The sequence below is a fragment of the Halomonas sp. BMC6 genome, from assembly GCF_964204995.1.
Lineage (GTDB): Bacteria > Pseudomonadota > Gammaproteobacteria > Pseudomonadales > Halomonadaceae > Vreelandella.
In genome coordinates, this window is sequence record NZ_CAXNSH010000001.1 from 649,607 (window position 1) to 669,432 (window position 19,826).

Genomic DNA, 19,826 nt, shown 5'->3' on the forward strand with positions numbered 1-19,826 from the left:
ATGACCAATTTTGCCTTCCTGCCACGTGAATTCAGCACCGTTGCCGAGTCCGCTATTCGGGCGGAGGGCCATATCATGGGTGATCCACGGGCGTCCTGCTTTCACGCCCGCTTCGCGCTGGAGGCGGCGGTGCACTGGCTTTACCGGCATGACGCCGCGCTCACCATGCCCTACGACCGCAACCTGGGCGCGCTGCTGCACGAGCCGAGCTTTCAGAACCTGCTGCCGCAGGCGGTATTCCAGAAGGCGCGGGTGATTCAGAAGATGGGCAACCAGGCGGTGCATGATGCGCGCCCGGTCAAGGAGAGCGATGCGCGGCAGGTGGTGAAGGAGCTGCATCATATTGGCTACTGGCTGACGCGTACCTACACGCCGGAGGCCCCCCGCGACGGGGCTGCGTGGCAGGATGCGCGAATTCCCCAGCCGGTCAGCTCTGATGATGTCGTGCCGCGTCAGGAATTGGAGGTGTTGGAGCAGCAGCTCGCCGAGCAGAACAAGGCCGCGCTCAAGCAGCAGCAGGCGCGGGACGCGCTGGATGCCGAAGTGCAACAGCTACGCGAGCAGATCGCCGAGGCGAAAGCGGCGGCCGAGGCAACGCCGGATACCCACGACTACTCCGAAGCCGAGACGCGGGACTACCTGATCGATGTCGAGCTGCGCCGCGCCGGCTGGCTGTTGGATAACCTCGAGGACCGGGAGTACAAGGTCAGCGGTATGCCCAACGCGCAGGGCGTGGGCTACGTCGACTATGTACTGTGGGGAGAAGACGGCAAGCCGCTGGCGGTGGTCGAGGCGAAAAAGACCACGACCGATGCCAAAAGCGGCCGTCAGCAGGCCAAACTCTACGCGGATTGTCTGGAGACAATGCACGGCCAGCGCCCGCTGATCTTCTACACCAACGGCTATCAGACCTGGCTGTGGGATGACACCTTTTACACCCCGCGCAGCGTCGCCGGGTTCTACAAGCAGAGCGAACTGGCGAGCCTGATTCGCCGGCGCGATCAGCGCAACGCGCTGGCGGCCCACGCGGTAAAGGATGAGATCGCCGGGCGCTATTACCAGAAGCGTGCCATCGCCAGCATCTTCGAGCAGTTCGCCCAGGCGCGGCGTAAGGCGCTTTTGGTGATGGCCACCGGCACCGGCAAGACCCGGACCGCCGTGGCGCTGGTGGATGTGTTGCAGCGCGCTGGCTGGGTGAAACGGGCGCTGTTTCTGGCCGATCGCGTTTCGCTGGTCAATCAGGCCGCCAATGCCTTCAAGGCGCACCTGCCGGAATCGAGCCCTGTCAATCTGGTGACCGAGAAGCACAAGGAGGGACGCGTTTACGTCTGTACCTATCCGACCATGATGGGGCTGATCGATGACACCCAGGGCGATGAAGCGCGTTTTGGCGTGGGACACTTCGATCTGGTGATCATCGATGAGGCCCACCGTTCGGTGTATCAGAAGTACGGGGCGATTTTTCGCTACTTCGATTCGCTGCTGGTCGGCCTCACTGCCACCCCGCGAGAACAGGTAGACAAGAACACCTACGACCTCTTCGAGCTGGAGCCGGGCGTGCCGACCGACGCCTACGAGCTGGATCGCGCGGTGAAGGATGGCTTTTTGGTCCCGCCCAAGGTGCAGCAGGTGGACCTCAAATTCCCGCGGGAAGGGATCGACTATGAAGATCTCAGCGACGACGAGAAAGCCGAGTGGGAGAGCCTCGATTGGGGAGACGAAGCGGGCGAGGCGGTGATGCCGGTCGAGGTGAACGCCTCCGCCATCAATAACTGGCTGTTCAATACCGATACGGCTGACAAGGTGCTCAAGCACCTGATGGAGAACGGCTATCGCGTGGAAGGCGGCGACCGTCTGGCCAAGACCATTATCTTCGCGCGCAATCATAAGCATGCCGCGTTCATTGAGGAACGCTTCAATCATCACTACCCGCACTTCGCCGGGCATTTCGCCCGAGTCATCGACAACCAGGCCAAGTACCCCCAGAGCCTGATTGATGACTTTTCCCAGCCCGACAAACCGCCGCATATCGCCATTTCGGTCGACATGCTGGATACCGGTATCGACGTGCCGGAAGTCGCCAATCTGGTATTTTTCAAACCGGTGTTCTCGAAGATCAAGTTCTGGCAGATGATCGGGCGCGGTACGCGGCTCTGCCCGGGCCTCTTCGGCCCCGGGGGTGAAGAAGACGACAAGAAAGACTTTCGGGTCTTCGACTTCTGCTTCAACTTCGACTTCTTCCGCGAGAACCCGGACGGCATCGAGGCGAGCGGTAATGCCTCGCTAGGCACCCGGCTGTTTCGCTCGCGCGTCCAGCTTCTCAGCCACCTGCAGTCGACCCCGGCTCTCGACCCCGATAGCGCTGTGACATCCAAGCTCGCCTCAACGCTTCATGGTGAGGTCGCCGCCATGAATTCGGACAATTTCATCGTGCGGCTGCATTGGGAAGCCGTGGAGCGCTTTCAGGACCGCAAGCGGTGGGATCAGTTGGATCTGCACGCGCAGGAAACGCTACTCAACGAGGTTGCCGATCTTCCCAGTGAAACGCCGATCGATGATACCGAGTCCCGTATGTTCGATCTCACGGCGCTGCGCATGCAATTGGCGTTGATCGAGGCCGATGCCGGGAGCTTTAACAGGCTGCGCGCTCGGGTAATGGATATCGCCGCCATGTTGGAAGAGAAAACCACCATTCCCTTGGTCAAGGAGCAGCTTGGCTACCTTCAGGCCATGCAAGAGCCCGGCTTCTGGGAAGATATCGACGTTGCGATACTCGAAGAGATGCGCTTGCGTTTGCGGGGGCTGGTGCCGTTCATCGACAAGGGGCGCCGCGAGATCGTCTATACACACTTCAAGGACGAAATACTGGACGTGCGCGAGGAGACGGTTTTTGAAATGCCAAAGATGACCGGCGTTCAGTACGCCAAGAAGGTCGAGGCTTACCTGAATAGCCACTGGAACAACATCGTCGTGCACAAACTTCGCACCAATCAGCCGCTGACACCCACGGATCTGGAAAGCCTCGAGGCCACGCTGAAACAGATTGGCGAAGAGGATGGCGAAACGCTGCTGGCGAATCTTCTGGAGCAGCGTCAGGCGCCTTCGCTTGCCTACTTCATTCGCAGTTTGGTGGGCATGGATCGCGAAGCCGCTCAGGCTGAGTTTTCCGAGTTTCTCTCTGATCGCACGCTGACCTCCGCTCAGATGCGATTCATCGAGCTGATTATCGATCAGCTAACCTCGCGGGGCGTCATGGAGGCGAATGCGCTTTACGAGGCACCATTCAGCCACCTGCACGCCGGCGGCCCGGATGGACTATTCGCGGGACGAGAGAACGTTATCGATGGCATCTTCGGTGCATTGGAAAAAACGAAGCCGGTGACTTCCACGAAAGCAGGATAAGTCACTATTTTCGTCCAGAATGCTCATTTTTTGAGTCGAATTTTATGGATGGGACTAAAGCTGATCCTGGAGCATCGATATGGAAAGTGCGCGACAAGGATACACGGCTATCGGAGGTGACTTCGAGAAAGCGTTCAGGTACGAAAGAATTTTAAAGCTCGTCAATGTGAACGACGATATAGCTACAGTGCTCAGGTTGCACCTGGTTATTGAAAACATTCTCGAGCTCTGGGTTTCCAAGGCCACTCAGCACCCTGAGATTCTGGCGCACGGGAGGTTCAGCTTTGCGCATAAATTGGCACTGGCTGAAGGGAGTGGATTGCCACAAGACCTTGCCAAAGCCTATGGTCATATCAACAAGGTTAGAAATCAGATTGCGCATGCCAAAACCGAAGAGCTATCCGACGCTCAAGTCGAGTCGATGGCTGCTTTAACGGACAATATAGTCACGGGGATCAAGGAAAACGATGACTTGAAAGTCAGGAAGTTGCACCTTGGGATTGGCGGCATATTGCCATCGGGTGAGGCCGCCACACAGCAGTTGGAATATGCGACTAGCAGTAACCGAATTAAGCTGATTATCGCGGGATGTATCCTTCTGACGAAAAGCGTGGCGCTATTCACTTCGGAACTTTCAAGAATGGGTGTTCCGCTCACAGTGGGAGAGGCAATGCCTAGCGACTTTGAGCCACCCTCATTCGAATAAATATACTCGTAGAGTATTTCTGAGCTCGACAGCCGATTCCTATATAGCGAAAAACCCTGATGAAACTCACCGAGGTTTAGACGCCGACCGGGCTCTTCCAGTCCATTTAACAAGAAGTGAGTTACCTCTAAGGTAATAAGTCAACGTCTAGCAGCAGCACACTTACCCTAGATACGCAGAGAAGCGTCTTATTTACACCAGGGACCAACCATGATTAGCAAGCAGGCCGAGTTGAGTGCTTTAAACCGGGCGTTGTTCGGGCGCATCCAGATCGAGCTCGCCGCCCAGGCACCGAAAAAACGAACGCGAAAGAAGGCAACGATATGAGTCAAGCAGAGACTCTCCAGCCCGCGGCCCAACGCTGGCTTCGCTACTGGCGCAACTCGCTGGCGGATGCCGAAAGCGGGCAAGGCGCGCTGACCCAAAAGGCGCTGGATCAGACCGAGTACCTTGAGCGGACGGTTTATCGCGATGGCTACCTGCCCTCCAACCACCCGGTACTCAAGCGGCTGTTCGAGGGGGAAAAGGAAGCGACTCAGCTGGTGCGGATAGCGCTACGCCCAGCGGTGTACAAAGGGCTGCAGGAGCATGGCGTGGAAAAACTCGCGCTCTACCCCGCGATCATCACGCCGCTAATCTGCGGGTTGTGGGTCGCCCGCGACGGCCGCTTGATTCCCGCCGAGCCGCCGGTGATTCCCCGCGACCTGCTGGCGCCCCAGGCCGACGACCGCTTCACGCTCAACGATGTCGCCGAGCAGGATCGTTTTCTTAGCAAGGCCGAGCCGCGGGTCTGGTCGGAAAGCGAAGCGCAGGCATTGCTCGAGGCCACCACATTCGAGGCGCACAGCGAGTATTGGAAGCCGTACTACGCGCTGTCGCAAAAACTATTCGAAGCGCTTTGCCCGACGGATCGGTTGAAAGAGGTATACATCAGCGCCGACGAGGCGCGCATTGCCAAGGTCGATGAACAGCTGGGCGCGGCTGAGAAGATCATCGGCCTCTACGACTGGCTCTCGGAAAACAAGCCAGCGCTGCCGCTGCTGGAAAGCTACGCGCTTTCACGCAACGAGACGTACCAGCCCTGCGTTGCGCCTCTGCCCGGCATGCCCCCGGCTGGGCCATGCCACTAGCCAGTACCCGCTGGCCATTGCCCAGCGCGATGCGCTGGCACAGGTCATGGCCATGGAGGAAGGCGAGGTGCTGGCGGTCAACGGCCCGCCGGGCACGGGCAAGACCACCTTCGTGCTCTCGGCCGTGGCCTCGCTGTGGGTGAACGCTGCCCTCGGTGAACGCGAACCGCCGCTGATCATGGCCGCCTCCACCAACAACCAGGCCGTAACCAACGTGCTCGAGGCCTTTGCCAAGGATTTCGAGGAAACCGAGGACGCCTTCGGCGGACGCTGGCTGCCGGGCATTGACAGCTACGGCGGTTTCTACTGCGCGCGCAGCCGGGAAGGCGACGCATCGCAGCACTACCAGACCCCGTCGTTTTATCGCGAGGTCGAATCCCCGACATATCTCGAGCGCGCCAAGATAGCGTTTCTGGCACATGCCCGCCAAGCGTTCGACGATGACGCGCTCACCGACGTAGACGCCGTTCGCCAGCGGCTTCATCAGCGGTTAAAAGCGCACCAGGCCCAGCTTGATGATTTTCACCAGCGCTGGGCGGGGCGGGCAACGCTTCAGGCACAGCTTGCCGAGCAGCTGGGCGAGGCGCCCGACCAAGCACTTGAGCGCGAGCAAGCGGCGATCACCGCGCTACAAGGCGAGTTCGATACGTTCGAGGCGGATCTCAAGCGTTGGCAGCGCTTTTGCGCCGACGAGCCCATGTGGCTCTCCCTGCTGGCCGTGCTGCCGCCGGTGGCCAAAAGGCGGCGCATGCGGCGTGATCTGTTCATCAGCGAGCACCTGAGCAGTGACGGGCAGCATCTGATCGACCAGTCGGCAGAGCCTCCCGAGGCGGTGCTGAAGGCACGGCGCGATCAGCAGCGCGCCGCGCTGGACGAGAAGCACGTCTTCGTTGCCAAATGCCAACAAGCCATGCGGGCGATCGAGCAGGCCACGGCAGCACTGGAGGCGGCCTTTCGCGAACACATCGGCAAGCCACTGCCGGCGACGTTCGACGCCTTCGATCAGGCGCTGGATACCACGCTTCGCTTCACCCTCTTTCAACTGGCGGTGCACTACTGGGAAGCGCGCTGGCTACAAGCGTGCGCCGAACGCGCTGACGAGCTGGCCGAGCAGACGGCCAAGGGCAATGAGAAACAGGGACTTGCTTCAGTGCGCCCGCGCTGGCGTCGACGCATGATGCTGACCCCTTGTATCGTCTCGACGCTGCACTCGCTGCCGTCGCACATGATCCACAAGGTGTTCGAAGGCCCAGGCCAGTTCCGGCCTGATTATCTGGTGAATGAAATCGATCTCTTGATCATCGACGAAGCGGGCCAGGTCGCGCCGGATGTGGCAGGCGCTTCCATGGCGTTGACCAAACGCGTGCTGGCGATTGGCGATGTGCACCAGATCAAGCCGGTGGCCACCCAGTCGCCGACCGTCGATGTGGGCAATTTATACCATCAGGGGCTGCTTACCACCGTCGATGAGTATGAAGAACTGCGCGAGGGCGGCCGCTCGGTGGTGGATGGCAGCGTGATGCGCATTGCCCAGCAGGCCAGCCGCTACCATTACCTAGAGCAGGCCGAGCCGGGCATGTTCCTGCGCGAGCACCGGCGCTGCCTCAACGAGATCATCGCCTACTGCAACGACCTCTGCTACCAGGGGGTATTGCAGCCGCTGCGAGACAAACCGGCCACCGATACCGAACTGCCGCCCTTTGGCTACGTGCAGGTGGATGGCCGGGCGGAAACGCCACCTTCGGGAAGCCGCATCAACCGGCTGGAAGCCATTACGGTAGCCGAGTGGCTGGCCACCCAGCGCGAGCAGTTGGAATCCACGCACGGCAAGCCACTTGAACAGATCGTCGGCGTCGTCACGCCCTTCAAGGCCCAGGCCAAGCTGATCGAGCAGGAGTGCCAGGCGCGGGATATCAAGGTCGGCGGGGGCAGTGCGGCAATGACGGTGGGCACGGTACACGCTTTGCAAGGGGCAGAGCGCCCGGTCGTGCTGTTTTCTGCGGTCTATTCGCGCCACGACGATGGCAGTTTTATCGACAATGACCCTTCGATTTTGAACGTAGCGGTATCACGCGCGAAAGACAGCTTTCTCGTATTTGGCGACATGGACGTTATTGATGCTGCCCCACGGGGAACGCCACGTCACCTGCTGGGGCGGTACCTGTTCAGTCGTGAAGAAAACGAACTACTGTTTACTGCCAGCATTTCACGCCCCGACCTGCTCGAACTTTGTCGAAAGCCACGAGTGATCAACGATGCCGAGGAGCATGACGACTGCATAAAGGAGCTGCTTGAACACGCCAGCTCACGCCTCGATATAGTCTCGCCCTGGATCTCTTACAGACGCCTAGATGAAACCGGAATACTGACGGCACTGCAAAAAGCGACCGCCCGTGGCATTGCCGTTACGATCTATACCGACCATCGCTTCAATACCGCTAACGGTGATCAGCCGGATACCCAGAAAGCGGCTCGCTTCGAAAGGTGCTGTGAAGCACTCGCCGAGGACAAGGTGACGGTGAAGGTGGTCAACCAAGTTCACAGCAAACTCGTCATGGTCGATGATTACGTTATGTGTGCGGGCTCCTACAACTGGGCCTGCGCTGCGCGTCACGGGCCGTACCGAAACATGGAAACATCGATACTTTACAGCGGCGAACTGGTAGAGGAATTGAAGCTTCAGCGCGCAGCTCTGGATAAGCGTGTGAGGCGTCAGCATCCCGAAAACACTGTATAGGAAACATGCGTTGGGCCGAGTCTATCTTGATAAAATCAAATGAATGGATTTAACCAAACGCCTCCAGTGCCAGATGTTCGCTGCTTGGCCGAACATCTGGCCCAATACATTCACGCACACTCAGATCCGCTACTAGCATCTACCGGTAGGTAGCAAAGGTTGCCTCTACCTCCCTTGCACTCCAAGCTGTCGCTCGGCTCCTACTTTTCACTCAATATTCTGAATCTTAATATTGATTTATAAAAAAATATCTTAAAAATCAATTAAATATTACAAAAAAACATAAAAAAAATAATTTCACTACCCAATATACTACCCATTTGGTCTAGAGAAGCTCCCTCCAAGGTCATAGCTGTAGGGCCCTATGTGATTGCCTGCCAGCTTGGCAAATAACCCGGGGCCCTCGGCCTGCCATTTCCTCATCCCCGTGATCGGCGATTGATGATGTAGCACTTTCCACAAGGCAGGGTGACTGATCAGCTAGCAGTATCGCTTGTCGCGTATGCTCCAGATTTTCTGCCTAAAGTTAGCGACGAGTCGTCAGCACGTCGCTAGTACGGCTGTTGAGGTACTCCATCATGCAATTCATTTGCAGCCTAACAGACTTGATCAGTCGGTGATCAATGCAATGGGCTAGACTCTCCTGATCGCAGGGGATCTCATCTTAACGAATCTAAAGATAGACTCTAAAGAAATATCATGGCATGGAGCTGAGAGCTTCCCTGATGGCTAAGGTGTTCTTAATTTTTTGAATCCAGTCCTTGCTATTAGCAGCTCGCCCCACTGAGTGGTGTAACGCGGCGTTCGTCGCTCGCTTCGCAGTGACCATGCGTTGTTAGAGCGCGCCAAGCCAATTTGCACAGCACCTCTGCCTAGCTCACGGTTGAGCATGTCCATAGTGTTCATCAGTCGTTCGCTACGTTTGTCTTCTTCATCAGTCTGAAGGGTTTCAGTGAGAGTGAGCTGTCGGTTAGCTTTAGGCGATAGATCAAGCAGCATGAGACCCACTTTGTGAAAGGCGTACCCTTTTCGCCAGAGACGACGCAAACCCTGTACCGCAGCGGCGATGATCTCACGACTATCATCAGTGGGCCGATCCAGAGAAATGACCATTCGTTGACGATATTGGGGTAAATCCGTACGAAACGAGTTGGTGCGGATAAACACCATGACGGCGCTAGTGACGCTTTGCTGCTTACGAAGTTTTTCGCCCGCCCTGGCAGCATGATGCCGTAGCGCCTCCCTTAACTGATGGGGATCGTTGGTAAGCCGCCCAAACGAACGAGACACCATGATCTGTTGTTTAGGCTGGCCCATGTCATCTAGCTGAATGGAGGGTTGCCCCCGCAACTCCCAGACAATGCGCTCCTGCACCACACTAAATTGCCGACGGATATGTTTCGGGTCTGCCTCTCGCAGGTCCCAGGCAGTCTCAATGCCCATGACGCGTAATCGCTCGCTGGTGCGGCGTGCAATGCCCCATAGTTCGGTGACAGGCAACTGCTTCAACAACGCTTTAGTAGGCGCGCCTTCTGCAAGCAACGTGCATACACCTTGGTCTCTATATGCAGGGTGTTTTTTAGCGGCATGATTGGCGACCTTGGCCAACACCCGAGTCGGCGCAAAACCCACTGACACAGGTATACCTGTCCACTGCTTCACCGTATCCCGCAGAGCTTGGCCTCGTTGCTCCAGGGTGTCTACCTCAAATCCCTGAAACCCGACAAAACTCTCATCAATGGAATACACCTCTACATGGGGTGAGAACTCGCCCAGCACCTCGGTTACCCGCTGAGACATGTCTCCATACAACGCATAGTTGCTGGATAGCAGCACAGCTTGGCGGCGCACACTTGGTGGTAGCAGGTGCATGGCAGCCCCCATTTCAACGCCCAGTGCTTTTAACTCGTTAGAGCGGGCGACGACGCAACCATCGTTATTGGATAGTACCCCTACAGGACGACCTTCCAGTGACGGGTTGAAGACACGTTCGCAGGAGACATAGAAATTGTGGGTATCCGGATTAAGTGGTAGATGGAGCCCCCTTGCTCCTTCGAACCCTTAACTCTCCCAGAAGGTTGATAGATCGACGCCGTAGTTTTTCTCAGGCTCGGGAAGACCCATGCTGTAGGTCATGGTGGCCTTGCCCAGGAAGGGGGATTCCTTGATCTGCGGCACCTTCTTCTTGTGCTTGGTGGTGTAGAGCATCCGGGCCCGCATCACCTCGAATGAGTAGCCCCGGCCATCGCGGTTCTTGTCCTTGGCCAGCCGATTGATCGACTCCGTGAAGGCGTTGGTGATTGGGGTGTCGGTTTCGAAGTAGGCCAGCACCTCCTCGCGCCATCCGCTGACGGCGCTGACGAGATCCTTCCACACCTCTTTCTGCCCCTGTGGAATGTCGTCAATCCAGCGGGCCAGCGCCTTTTCGGCATCACGCCGGGTGGTGCTGTCCCAGATGTGGTAGAACCGCTCCTTGTGCTCGTAGGCCGCCAGGAGCTGAGGGAAGGCCCCTGTCCATGTCTCCATGATAAGCCGCTCGCGATCTGAAACGTCGTGGGCACGCTTCAGCAGGATCTTCCTATCGCCCTTGAGGGTCCGCCGCTGGTTTGGCTTCAGATCCTTCCTGAGTCCCTTACGCACCTTCTCCAGGGCTTCGTTGGCCATCCGCACCACATGGAACTTATCGACCACAATGCGAGCCTGCGGCAGTACCGCCTGGACAGCACGGCGGTAGGGTTTCCACATATCCATGCTGACGATCTCGACCTGGTGGCGCTCGGTCATGCTCATGAGGCGCCTCGTCACCGCGTCCTGCTGGCGACCGGGCAGCAGGTCCAGTAGGGTACGCTCCTCCAGGTTGGTCAGGATGCAGCGGTAGCGGCGGTTCAGGTACAGCTCGTCGATCCCCAGGCAGCGGGGTGTCTCGAAACGATGCCAGGCTGCCAGGAACTCAGCCTTCTTCTTGAATATCTCGCGGACAGTCTTCTCGTCGAGGCCCGTGGTATCAGCCACGTAGGCGTAGGGGTGATTGAAGGCTTCCTTCTCGACGTGGTTGTAAAGCCTCCGCGTCATGCGGTGATCGTCTACCATTTCCGGAAGAGCTGGCCGGAACGTCCTTCCACACGCCCGGCAGGTGTAGCGGCGACGGACCACCCAGAGGGTGACCCGCTTTCCGTGGATGGGTAGGTCGCGATAGGCCACATCGCGCTTGCCGAACCTGACAAACTCACTCTCAACGCCGCATTCCTCGCAAGCTAGAGGCTCAGGAGCTTCGACCTGGTAGTGGAGATCATGCTCTTCCATCTTGGTGCCTAGGACGTGGTACTCGGGAAGGTGAAGGATGTTGTCAGGCAAGCTAGTCATGCAAACTTTCCTTGTCGACATGGTCCATAGATGATCGCGACTCTTTGACCGCGTTGTTTTCAACGAACTGAAGGTGAGTTACTCCCTTGGGTCTTCTGCTTCTCTGAGCCCTTCATGCAATGACGCAATTAGCGGGCAAGTGATATTGCCTTGTTGTGCATGGCATCTGTCGACCATTTCGCTCAGCACCTTCTCAATTCTTTCAAGCCTGTCGATCTTCTCGCGAACGTCCCCTAACTTGTGCTCTGCGAGAGCACTGGCTTCTTGACAGTGGGCGCCATCTTCCAGCCGAAGTAGGTCACTGATCTCATCCAGACTAAAGCCCAGCTGCTGCGCCGTTTTCACGAACGTCAACCTGTCGATATCGGCGGCACTATAGCGTCGAATACCTCCGGGAGGGCGTTCGGGCTCCGATAATAGCCCTCGTCGCTGGTAATAGCGGATTGTCTCGACATTGACGCCGGCCGCCTTGGCCAGGCCGCCGATGGTCATGGTGTCCGCCACTTTATCTGCATGTCTCTTCATGATGCTTGACTCCGTACCAAGCTACGGAAGTAACCTTATCGTAGCTCCCCCCATCCCGAAAGGAGAATCGTCAATGCGGACATCTAAAACGGGGCGAGGGCCCCTGGCCGCCGGAGGAGTCGCGGCCCTCCTGGCCTCGGCGTGTTGCCTCGGCCCGCTGGTGCTGATCACGCTGGGCGTTTCCGGCGCCTGGATCAGCAATCTGGCGGCGTTGGAGCCCTATCGCCCGCTCTTTATCGGCATCGCGCTGGTGGCGATGTTCTTCGCCTGGCGTCGCGTCTTTCGGCCAGTGGAAAAGTGCCAGCCGGGAGAGGTGTGTGCCGTGCCACGGGTCAGGACGGGCTACAAGGCGATCTTCTGGCTCGTATCGCTGCTGGTGCTAATCGCCCTGGTATTCCCCTACATCTTGCCCCTGTTCTATTAAAAGGAGATCTACCATGAAAGCTCGTTTCGCCTTCATCGCGCTACTCGCCCTGCTCAGCACGCCCGCCTTAGCGGCCCTGCAGACCGTGACGCTGTCGGTGCCGGGCATGACCTGTGCCGCCTGCCCGATCACCGTCAAGGCCGCCCTCAACAAGGTGGACGGCGTCTCGCAAGTCGACGTGAGCTACGCGGATCTCGAGGCCGTGGTCACCTTTGACGACGCCCGAACGTCGGTGGAGGCATTGACCGAGGCCACCATCAACGCTGGGTATCCATCAACCCCGACATCCTCGCAAGCGGATCGAGAGTGATCATGAAGAATCCCAAGCCCCTGCTGCGCGTGAGCGTGATCGGCACCGTCCTGGTGGCATTGTGCTGCTTTACGCCGATCCTGGTGATCCTGCTTGGCACGGTGGGCCTGGCGGGGCTGACGGGCTATCTCGACGTTGTGTTATTGCCGGCCCTGGCCTTCTTCATCGGCCTGACCATTTATGCGATTTGGCGTAAGAAGCAGTTCGACGCCTGTTGTGACAACGGCTCTATCAAATCAAGGAATACGCCCCCTGAGTGACATCAAGCAGCTGCACATCGCGGTCATCGGGTGAGTTGTTTACGAGCTTGCCCGCCATGGTGAAGGAATAAGCGTGAAAGATTCGCAGAAATTTTTAAGCGTCGTGCTTGGCACCGGGTTGATGGTGCTGTGTTGCGCCGCGCCAATCGCCCTGGTGCTATTCGGTACGGCGGGCCTGGCCGCGTTGGCAGGCTATCTCGATTACCTGCTGTTTGCCGCCCTGGCCATCGGCTTACCTCTCTACGCGCGATACCACAAGCGGAAGCAGGATGCCGGCTTTACTAATGAAGACTCGGAGAAACGTGATGATTGAACTCAACGTGAGTGGCATGACCTGTGACCGCTGTGCGGATCATGTCAGGGAAGCCCTGGAGAAGCTGCCCGGCGTGCAGTCGGTGGAGGTATCCTATCCTCAGGGGACGGCATCGGTAGCCGTTGATCCGGAGACACCGGCCTCGGCGTTGACGTTTGCCGTGACCCGACTTGGCTACCAAGCTCGACTGGCCAACAGTGGGCCCACTTCCCCGGCAGGCGCATCGGTGTCCAAGGGCCGTGATGAAGACGCCCCGCACATCGCGGTGATCGGCAGCGGCGGCGCCGCCATGGCGGCGGCCCTGAAAGCCGCCGAGCGCGGCGCCCGGATCACCCTGATCGAACGCGGCACCGTCGGCGGTACCTGTGTCAATACAGGCTGTGTGCCTTCGAAGATCATGATTCGCGCGGCCCATATTGCCCACTTGCGTACGGAAAGTCCCTTCGATGCAGGCCTGAGCGCCCAGGCGCCGGTGGTGGATCGGGCCAAGCTGCTCGAGCAGCAGCAGCGACGTGTCGAGGAACTGCGTGACGCCAAGTACGAGGGGATTCTGCGCGACCACCCGGCCATCACGGTCCTGCACGGCGAGGCCCGGTTTATCGATGCCCATAGCCTGATGGTCAAGCTGAACGAGGGCGGCGAGCAGGTCGTCCACTTCGACCGCGCCTTAATCGGTACTGGCGCCCGACCGGCAGTACCGCCGATCCCGGGTCTTGCCGACACCCCCTACCTGACCTCTACCAGTGCGCTGGCCCTGGACACCCTTCCCGAGCGGCTGATTGTGATCGGCGCCTCGGTGGTGGCCCTGGAACTGGCCCAGGCCTTCGCCCGGCTGGGCAGCCGGGTCACGGTGCTGGCCCGCAGCCGCCTGCTCTCCCAGGAAGACCCGGCGGTAGGGGATGCGGTGGAGGCGGCGTTTCGCCGCGAGAGCATCGAGGTCCTCAAGCAGACCCAGGCGAGCCGCGTGGACTACACCGACAATGAATTCATTGTCGACACCAACGCCGGCACCTTGCGGGCGGATCAACTGCTGGTGGCCACCGGACGGACACCCAATACCGAGGCCCTGAACCTGGCGAGCCTCGGCGTGGAAACCGCACGTGGGGCGATTCTGGTCGATGAGCATCTGCACACCACGGTGCCGGGGCTCTATGCCGCCGGTGACTGCACCGATCAGCCGGAGTTCGTCTATGTCGCCGCCGCCGGGGGCAGCCGGGCTGCCGTCAACATGACCGGGGGCGAAGCCACCCTGGACCTGAGCGCCATGCCGGCGGTGATCTTCACCGACCCCCAGGTGGCCACCGTCGGCCTGACGGAAGCCGAGGCCATCGAGCAAGGCTTCAGCGTCGATACCCGCGAGCTGGACCTGGAAAACGTGCCGCGTGCGCTGGTGAATTTCGACACCGGTGGTTTCATCAAGCTGGTGGCCGAACGCGACTCGGGCCGGTTGCTGGGGGTGCAGGCGGTGGCGGGGGAAGCCGGTGAGCTGATCCAGACGGCGGTGATGGCGCTACGCGCACGCATGACCGTACACGACATCGCCAATGAGCTATTTCCCTACCTGACCATGGTGGAAGGGCTCAAGCTCTGTGCCCAGACTTTCACCAAGGATGTGACGCAGTTGTCCTGCTGTGCCGGGTGAACGATATGAGCGCGACCGTGGTGCCACTGGGCGGCGGCACCACGGGTTTTGGGCATGGACACCACAGGGAGCTCTGTCACGATGAACACGACACTACCCGATTGCGGGATGATGGGGGCGATGGGCTGGATAATGCCAGTGATCGGAATTGCCCTACTATTGCTGCTGGTCCTGGGCATCGCCTGTTTGGTGAAGTATCTGCTCTCTAGCAAGTGAGCGTACTGAGCGAGCCATCAACCAGCTAATCCGTTGTGGGTTGAGTTTGTCGGCCACCTTTCTCTCTCGCATACCAACCAGATAATCCGGATACCCGAAATTGTTACAGTCGATCAAGGCCATCATTGCAGCGTTGCCCCTGGAAAGCTGTGAAGCACATGAGTTACGACGCCCCAGACGTGCGACTCACGACCATCTAAAGGAATGGGAGGGTAAGCAGGATTACTTGCCCGGAGATAAGTCCGCTGCCCTACTCGCTCAAGGCGCTTTACTGTGAGCTCACCATCAACACAAATGACGATAATGCGACCTGGTAAGGCTTCGAGACTGCGATCCACCACCAGCAAATCCCCATGATGAATTCCATCACCAATCATGGAGTCTCCTTCAGAACGTACGAAATACGTTGCAGCAGGCCGTTTCACCACATAGCGGTGAAGATCAAGATCGGTGTCCAAGTGGTCATCTGCGGGTGATGGAAAGCCTGCGCGCACGGCACAGGTATAGAGCGGTATGGACTGCGACGCCGTTAAAGCGTCTGATTGTCCCAGTAATGTCACTGGTAAAGTCATGAGCACCTCCATCGATAGCTGTATATAAAAACAGCATCTAAAAAGCGCTTACTTAACGCAATACCTCATCGGCGTATCCCAACCGATTTCAGACCTATATCACTCCTATGCATCCATCCCCATGGAACCTTTTTCCCTTGCATAGGAGCTTCAATATGCCCCCACCCTGTAAGCGTTGTGCATCAACGCGCATGCTGAACCTGGAGACTACCCAACGCGTGAGCGTGGTAGGCAGCACCTTGATTGGCGGTGCTATTGGCGCATGGCGCGCGACGGCCATCTCCGGCCCACTGCCATTGGCGGTGACTCGCTTTCCATTGGCAAAACTGCCTGCCGCCATGATGGGTGCCGTGGCCGGAGGTCAAACCGGCTCACGCATGGCCACCTCGCTGTTTGAGCAGTGGCTGCCAGTTGGCAGCGGGACACTGTGGTTATGCTTGTCTTGCGGCTGCACCTACCGCGACGCCTACCCGCCTTTAGCACCTAACGCTTAACCTATCGTTGTTCGCCCTGTGTGGGGCGAATGATCCGCTTATTCACCTTCTCACGCTGGCCTTTGGTCGGCGCTTTTTTTATGTCTGGAGAATGACTCATGGCACATCTCGTTGAACACATGGCTTACGTAGGCGATACCCCTTGGCATGGCCTGGGGCAACAGCTGTCTCGTCATCAACCGCTGGAGGTCTGGCAGCAACAGGCCGGTATGAACTGGCATATCGAAGAAGCGCCGGTGCGCTTTATCGCCGAAGGAGCTAGCCACCTTGGCAGCATTCACTCGTTCCCTGAGCAAAAGGTGCTCTACCGCTCAGATACCAAAGCACCGCTATCGGTGGTGTCTCAGCGCTATAAGGTGGTACAGCCTGAAGAGATCCTGGAGTTCTATCGCGACCTGACGGAATACGCCGGGTATGAGCTGGAGACAGCAGGCGTGCTGAAAGGCGGACGTAAGTTCTGGGCGTTAGCCCGTAGTGGCTTAAGCACGTCGCTCAAAGGTCAGGATGAAGTCAATGACTACCTGCTGTTGGCCACTTCCTGCGATGGCACCCTTGCCACCATGGCCACACCCACCACGGTGCGGGTGGTGTGCAACAACACGCTGCAAATTGCCGTCGATGGCACGTCGCAAGCGGTGAAAGTGCCCCATCGTTCAGAGTTTGATCCGCGTGCCGTGAAGCGTCAGTTAGGCATTTCGGTGTCGCAATGGAATGACTTCATGTACCGGATGAAAACCCTAGCGGAGCGTAAAATTACTCGGCAGGAAGCACAGCAGTATCTTCAGTCGGTAATTTGTGGGGCCGAGAAGCCGCTGGACGATCCCTCCAAACTGCCCAACTACCGAGCGCTGAATAAGGTGCAGAAGCTCTACCACGGCGAAGGGCGTGGCGCTCACTTGGTGACCGCCAAAGACACGGCCTGGGGCTTGCTCAATGCCGTGACTGAGTACGTCGATCACGACAAGCGGGCACGCAGTAACGATACCCGTATGGACTCAGCCTGGTTTGGTCAGGGGGCACAGCTCAAACAAGAGGCCTTGGATGCCGCCCTGCAGCTGGTGTCGTAACTATCCATACACCCATTCCCACAAGCGATTCACCTAATGATCATCCTAACCCTCACGGCATAGACGCCCAGCCCCTAAAAAGGCTGGGCGTTTTGCTGTGGGGCTTATGCCGCGAGGTACCCGCATGAGCTTTGTTTCCGACGCTATTGAGATGGCGCTCACTCGACTAACCAAACAACTACTAGAACACGACGCCCACAAAGCAACGTCGCTGGTGTGTGCCCAGGGCGAGTTCTATCGCGCGGAAATACGCCTGGAGCGTATCGATCCCGCTGACATTGCGCGTCACTTACCTGATGTTCCTGCGCTCGTTAAATGACACACCCCATGAACAGGGCTGACTAGCCCGCATTTCTCTATTCACATAAAAGGAGGTGCCCCATGGCACAGCGTACTCATGTAGTAAATGCGTCTCCCCAAAAAGGCCCAGTACCTTCCATTCAAGCAGACGCCAACGCTCAGCACTCCCCAAGTTCGGCGGCGCTAGAAGCGCATCCGACGGCTGATAGCACCGCCATTATCCAGGTCATTGAGCGTGCCGCGCTTAACCCGGACGTCGATATCGACAAGATGGAGCGCCTGCTGCAAATGCAGGAGCGCGTGATGGACCGCCAGGCCATGATGGCCTACAGCGCGGCCATGGCAGCGATGCAGACCGAGTTGCCCAGCATTGAAGAGCGTGGCCAAACCAACAACGGTTGCTATGCCACGCTGGAGGATATCGTCGATACCGTTCGCCCTATCCTACAAAAGCATGGCTTTGCGGTGAGTTTCCGTATTCAGACCCAGGAACGCGGTATCCAGGTCACAGGTGTGCTGATGCACAAGGACGGTCATCGGGAAGAGACCAGCATGCTATTGCCTGCGGACATGAGCGGTAACAAGAACGCCGTCCAGGCCTTTGGTTCATCCACCAGCTACGGCAAGCGCTACGTACTGTGCGCCTTGCTCAACATCACCACTCGCGGGCAAGACGATAACGGTCAGGCCAGCACACGTGCCGTCGTGAAGAGAGTCACGGCCTTCCAGGCGGGGCAGATTCAGCGTTTGATCAGCCAGTGCCCAGCCACCACGCAAGAGTGGTTCAGCGGCAAATACGGCGCTGCGGTTCAGGTGCCTCAGGCGGACTTCGACAAGCTCCGCGCATCCCTCACCAAGCGAGCCGTGAAATAGCGGCGCAGCCTGCTCACTCACCGCCTACAGGAGGCGTTATGAAGATACTCACCATGCCACAAGGCTCTCCTGAGTGGCTGGCGGCGCGTCTTGGGCGCGTCACCATGTCAGAACTCAAGGCACTGCTGGTGAACGGCAAAGGCCCCGGTGGGTTGGGTACCGGAGCCATTACCTACATGCACCAGTTGATCGGCGAGCGTATGACCGGCGAGCTGGCCGAGCCGTTTCAAGGCAATGCCCACACCAAGCGGGGCCAGGAGCTAGAGAGCGTCGCCCGCTCGCTGTATCGCGATATGACCGGCGCACCGAAGCCTAAAGAAGTGGGCCTGATCCTTAACCACAACGTAGGCTACTCACCGGATAGCTTGATTGGGACAAACGGCCTGCTGGAGATCAAAACCAAGCTGCCCAAGTTTCAGATCGAGGTACTGCTCAGTGGGGAAATACCCGACGAACACGTGCCCCAATGCCAGGGAGGGCTCTGGGTCAGTGAACGGGAATGGATCGATTTTGTGAGCTACTGGCCGGGTATGCCGCTGTTTGTGAAACGTGCCTACCGAGACGAGGCTCTGATCCGCACGATTGCCGAGCGGGTTGAGGTCTTTCATGAAGAGATGGAGCGACGCATCAGCCAAGTGATGGCAGCGTGACTTACCCACTGAATCACAACACTTACTCACTACTAACGACATAGATGCCGGGGTCACCACCCCGACATCTTTATTTTTTTGGAGGTCATTATGCCCCATAGCAAGCTCAAAGCCGGTGAAGTGGCGGGCACCTACTTAGTCACGTCACCTGTCACGGAAACTGACATCATCGCCATGGCCAAGCGGTTCGCACGCCGCAAGCTCGCCAAAGGCCGCAAGATTACTCAGCCTTCGCAGGCATTTGAGCACCTGCAGCTGTTGCTGCAGGACTATGAGTACGAAGTCTTCAGCGTGTTGTTTCTCGACAGCCAACACCGTGTTATCCGCTTTGAAGAGCTGTTTCGCGGAACCATTGATTCAGCCAGCGTGTACCCACGAGAGGTACTAAAGGCGGCACTCGCCTACAACGCCGCCGCAGTCATCCTCGTTCATAACCACCCCAGCGGTGATCCTGAGCCTAGCGATGCGGATCGGCGTATCACTGAGCGCCTGAAGGAAGCCTTGGAGCTAATGGATATCAAGGTGATTGATCACGTAGTGGTGGCGAGCGAAGGGTGCCAGTCATTTGCGGAGTTGGGGTATTTGTAGTGATACGGGAGGTAAAGCAAGAGCTGCCCAATGTGGTAGCTCTCAAAAAAGCTTCTTTTTTTGGCTGAAACAGATGCTATTGGTATCAAGGCTCTTGAGTATAAAGTGCGTTAATTGTTTAACGATGTATGACAGTCATGAAGCCCCTAGCACTCTAGAGAGCACTAGGGGCTAGTCCGTTAAAGGGCCTTCACTAACTCGCCATAATCTCCGTCCACGCGCAAGACAATGGTCACATCGTTGTCATTGCGGTT

At 58.1% G+C, this 19,826-nt stretch carries 20 protein-coding genes and 1 pseudogene; 16 read left to right on the top strand and 5 right to left on the bottom strand.

Annotated elements, in window-relative coordinates; all coding sequences use genetic code 11:
• The 4 genes from AB6K10_RS03010 (at position 1) to AB6K10_RS03025 (ending at position 7,975) form a co-directional block, all read left to right on the top strand.
• Positions 1-3,402: a DEAD/DEAH box helicase family protein gene (locus tag AB6K10_RS03010; RefSeq protein WP_339117977.1), complete on the top strand. Its 3,402-nt coding sequence runs from the start codon at positions 1-3 to the stop codon at positions 3,400-3,402.
• 79 nt (positions 3,403-3,481) lie between these two features.
• A complete protein-coding gene (locus AB6K10_RS03015) occupies positions 3,482-4,108 on the top strand; it encodes a hypothetical protein (RefSeq protein ID WP_339117978.1) in 627 nt (208 codons plus the stop codon).
• Between the two features lie 323 nt (positions 4,109-4,431).
• Positions 4,432-5,238 carry a hypothetical protein gene (locus AB6K10_RS03020; RefSeq protein WP_339117979.1) on the top strand — a complete coding sequence of 269 codons (807 nt, stop codon included), beginning with the start codon at positions 4,432-4,434 and terminating at the stop codon, positions 5,236-5,238.
• Positions 5,195-7,975, top strand: coding sequence for an AAA domain-containing protein (locus tag AB6K10_RS03025; RefSeq protein WP_339117980.1), 2,781 nt, complete (start codon positions 5,195-5,197; stop codon positions 7,973-7,975). The genes AB6K10_RS03020 and AB6K10_RS03025 overlap by 44 nt, the downstream gene beginning before the upstream one ends.
• A gap of 729 nt (positions 7,976-8,704) precedes the next feature.
• Here AB6K10_RS03025 and AB6K10_RS03030 read toward each other — a convergent pair.
• From AB6K10_RS03030 to merR, 4 genes and pseudogenes are all read right to left on the bottom strand, one after another.
• Positions 8,705-9,418, bottom strand: coding sequence for a DUF4113 domain-containing protein (locus AB6K10_RS03030; RefSeq protein WP_339119592.1), 714 nt, complete (start codon positions 9,416-9,418; stop codon positions 8,705-8,707).
• Between the two features lie 159 nt (positions 9,419-9,577).
• Positions 9,578-9,982 (bottom strand): annotated as a pseudogene (locus AB6K10_RS03035) (Y-family DNA polymerase); the annotation flags it as partial.
• Between the two features lie 54 nt (positions 9,983-10,036).
• Positions 10,037-11,338: an ISL3 family transposase gene (locus AB6K10_RS03040; RefSeq protein WP_033988338.1), complete on the bottom strand. Its 1,302-nt coding sequence runs from the start codon at positions 11,336-11,338 to the stop codon at positions 10,037-10,039.
• A 78-nt stretch (positions 11,339-11,416) separates the two neighbouring features.
• A complete protein-coding gene (gene merR, locus AB6K10_RS03045) occupies positions 11,417-11,863 on the bottom strand; it encodes an Hg(II)-responsive transcriptional regulator (protein ID WP_006911920.1) in 447 nt (148 codons plus the stop codon).
• 73 nt (positions 11,864-11,936) lie between these two features.
• On the opposite strand from merR, the gene merT reads away from it, so the two are divergent.
• The 6 genes from merT (at position 11,937) to AB6K10_RS03075 (ending at position 15,028) form a co-directional block, all read left to right on the top strand.
• Positions 11,937-12,287 carry a mercuric ion transporter MerT gene (gene merT / locus AB6K10_RS03050; RefSeq protein WP_219862281.1) on the top strand — a complete coding sequence of 117 codons (351 nt, stop codon included), beginning with the start codon at positions 11,937-11,939 and terminating at the stop codon, positions 12,285-12,287.
• 13 nt (positions 12,288-12,300) lie between these two features.
• Entirely contained in the window at positions 12,301-12,597 is a 297-nt protein-coding gene (gene merP, locus AB6K10_RS03055; protein ID WP_022519794.1) for a mercury resistance system periplasmic binding protein MerP, read from the top strand.
• Between the two features lie 2 nt (positions 12,598-12,599).
• Complete coding sequence (gene merF / locus AB6K10_RS03060) at positions 12,600-12,857, top strand: mercury resistance system transport protein MerF (RefSeq protein WP_033988342.1); 258 nt, start codon at positions 12,600-12,602, stop codon at positions 12,855-12,857.
• A 73-nt stretch (positions 12,858-12,930) separates the two neighbouring features.
• Positions 12,931-13,170, top strand: coding sequence for a mercury resistance system transport protein MerF (merF, locus tag AB6K10_RS03065; RefSeq protein ID WP_027965777.1), 240 nt, complete (start codon positions 12,931-12,933; stop codon positions 13,168-13,170).
• Positions 13,163-14,812, top strand: a complete 1,650-nt coding sequence (merA, locus tag AB6K10_RS03070) for a mercury(II) reductase (RefSeq protein WP_082051506.1) — start codon at positions 13,163-13,165, stop codon at positions 14,810-14,812. The genes merF (AB6K10_RS03065) and merA overlap by 8 nt, the downstream gene beginning before the upstream one ends.
• A gap of 81 nt (positions 14,813-14,893) precedes the next feature.
• Positions 14,894-15,028, top strand: a complete 135-nt coding sequence (locus AB6K10_RS03075; protein WP_008957399.1) for a hypothetical protein — start codon at positions 14,894-14,896, stop codon at positions 15,026-15,028.
• Between the two features lie 122 nt (positions 15,029-15,150).
• Here the strand turns inward: AB6K10_RS03075 and AB6K10_RS03080 are convergent, their stop codons facing one another.
• The gene (locus tag AB6K10_RS03080) at positions 15,151-15,600 is read right to left on the bottom strand and encodes a LexA family transcriptional regulator (protein ID WP_016915518.1); all 450 of its coding nucleotides are present in this window, start codon (positions 15,598-15,600) and stop codon (positions 15,151-15,153) included.
• 155 nt (positions 15,601-15,755) lie between these two features.
• On the opposite strand from AB6K10_RS03080, the gene AB6K10_RS03085 reads away from it, so the two are divergent.
• From AB6K10_RS03085 to radC, 6 genes are all read left to right on the top strand, one after another.
• Positions 15,756-16,094: a hypothetical protein gene (locus AB6K10_RS03085; protein WP_339117981.1), complete on the top strand. Its 339-nt coding sequence runs from the start codon at positions 15,756-15,758 to the stop codon at positions 16,092-16,094.
• 98 nt (positions 16,095-16,192) lie between these two features.
• A complete protein-coding gene (locus AB6K10_RS03090; RefSeq protein WP_219862285.1) occupies positions 16,193-17,161 on the top strand; it encodes a DUF932 domain-containing protein in 969 nt (322 codons plus the stop codon).
• Between the two features lie 124 nt (positions 17,162-17,285).
• Positions 17,286-17,480 (top strand): hypothetical protein, encoded by a 195-nt coding sequence (locus AB6K10_RS03095; RefSeq protein WP_219862288.1) that lies wholly within the window; start codon positions 17,286-17,288, stop codon positions 17,478-17,480.
• A gap of 62 nt (positions 17,481-17,542) precedes the next feature.
• The gene (locus AB6K10_RS03100; protein ID WP_219862290.1) at positions 17,543-18,334 is read left to right on the top strand and encodes an ERF family protein; all 792 of its coding nucleotides are present in this window, start codon (positions 17,543-17,545) and stop codon (positions 18,332-18,334) included.
• 38 nt (positions 18,335-18,372) lie between these two features.
• Positions 18,373-18,984 (top strand): lambda exonuclease family protein, encoded by a 612-nt coding sequence (locus AB6K10_RS03105; RefSeq protein ID WP_153843592.1) that lies wholly within the window; start codon positions 18,373-18,375, stop codon positions 18,982-18,984.
• Positions 18,985-19,074: 90 nt separating this feature from the next.
• Positions 19,075-19,572: a DNA repair protein RadC gene (gene radC / locus AB6K10_RS03110; RefSeq protein ID WP_153843593.1), complete on the top strand. Its 498-nt coding sequence runs from the start codon at positions 19,075-19,077 to the stop codon at positions 19,570-19,572.
• Positions 19,573-19,826 lie beyond the last annotated feature (254 nt).

Bases quoted from the DNA above. Each gene is read 5' to 3' on its own strand.
- AB6K10_RS03010 (WP_339117977.1), top strand. From the start codon at position 1: ATGACCAATTTTGCCTTCCTGCCACGTGAATTCAGCACCGTTGCCGAG.
- AB6K10_RS03015 (WP_339117978.1), top strand. From the start codon at position 3,482: ATGGAAAGTGCGCGACAAGGATACACGGCTATCGGAGGTGACTTCGAG.
- AB6K10_RS03020 (WP_339117979.1), top strand. From the start codon at position 4,432: ATGAGTCAAGCAGAGACTCTCCAGCCCGCGGCCCAACGCTGGCTTCGC.
- AB6K10_RS03030 (WP_339119592.1), bottom strand. From the start codon at position 9,418: ATGGGCATTGAGACTGCCTGGGACCTGCGAGAGGCAGACCCGAAACAT.
- AB6K10_RS03040 (WP_033988338.1), bottom strand. From the start codon at position 11,338: ATGACTAGCTTGCCTGACAACATCCTTCACCTTCCCGAGTACCACGTC.
- merR (WP_006911920.1), bottom strand. From the start codon at position 11,863: ATGAAGAGACATGCAGATAAAGTGGCGGACACCATGACCATCGGCGGC.
- merT (WP_219862281.1), top strand. From the start codon at position 11,937: ATGCGGACATCTAAAACGGGGCGAGGGCCCCTGGCCGCCGGAGGAGTC.
- merP (WP_022519794.1), top strand. From the start codon at position 12,301: ATGAAAGCTCGTTTCGCCTTCATCGCGCTACTCGCCCTGCTCAGCACG.
- merF (WP_033988342.1), top strand. From the start codon at position 12,600: ATGAAGAATCCCAAGCCCCTGCTGCGCGTGAGCGTGATCGGCACCGTC.
- merA (WP_082051506.1), top strand. From the start codon at position 13,163: ATGATTGAACTCAACGTGAGTGGCATGACCTGTGACCGCTGTGCGGAT.
- AB6K10_RS03075 (WP_008957399.1), top strand. From the start codon at position 14,894: ATGAACACGACACTACCCGATTGCGGGATGATGGGGGCGATGGGCTGG.
- AB6K10_RS03080 (WP_016915518.1), bottom strand. From the start codon at position 15,600: ATGACTTTACCAGTGACATTACTGGGACAATCAGACGCTTTAACGGCG.
- AB6K10_RS03085 (WP_339117981.1), top strand. From the start codon at position 15,756: ATGCCCCCACCCTGTAAGCGTTGTGCATCAACGCGCATGCTGAACCTG.
- AB6K10_RS03090 (WP_219862285.1), top strand. From the start codon at position 16,193: ATGGCACATCTCGTTGAACACATGGCTTACGTAGGCGATACCCCTTGG.
- AB6K10_RS03095 (WP_219862288.1), top strand. From the start codon at position 17,286: ATGAGCTTTGTTTCCGACGCTATTGAGATGGCGCTCACTCGACTAACC.
- AB6K10_RS03100 (WP_219862290.1), top strand. From the start codon at position 17,543: ATGGCACAGCGTACTCATGTAGTAAATGCGTCTCCCCAAAAAGGCCCA.
- AB6K10_RS03105 (WP_153843592.1), top strand. From the start codon at position 18,373: ATGAAGATACTCACCATGCCACAAGGCTCTCCTGAGTGGCTGGCGGCG.
- radC (WP_153843593.1), top strand. From the start codon at position 19,075: ATGCCCCATAGCAAGCTCAAAGCCGGTGAAGTGGCGGGCACCTACTTA.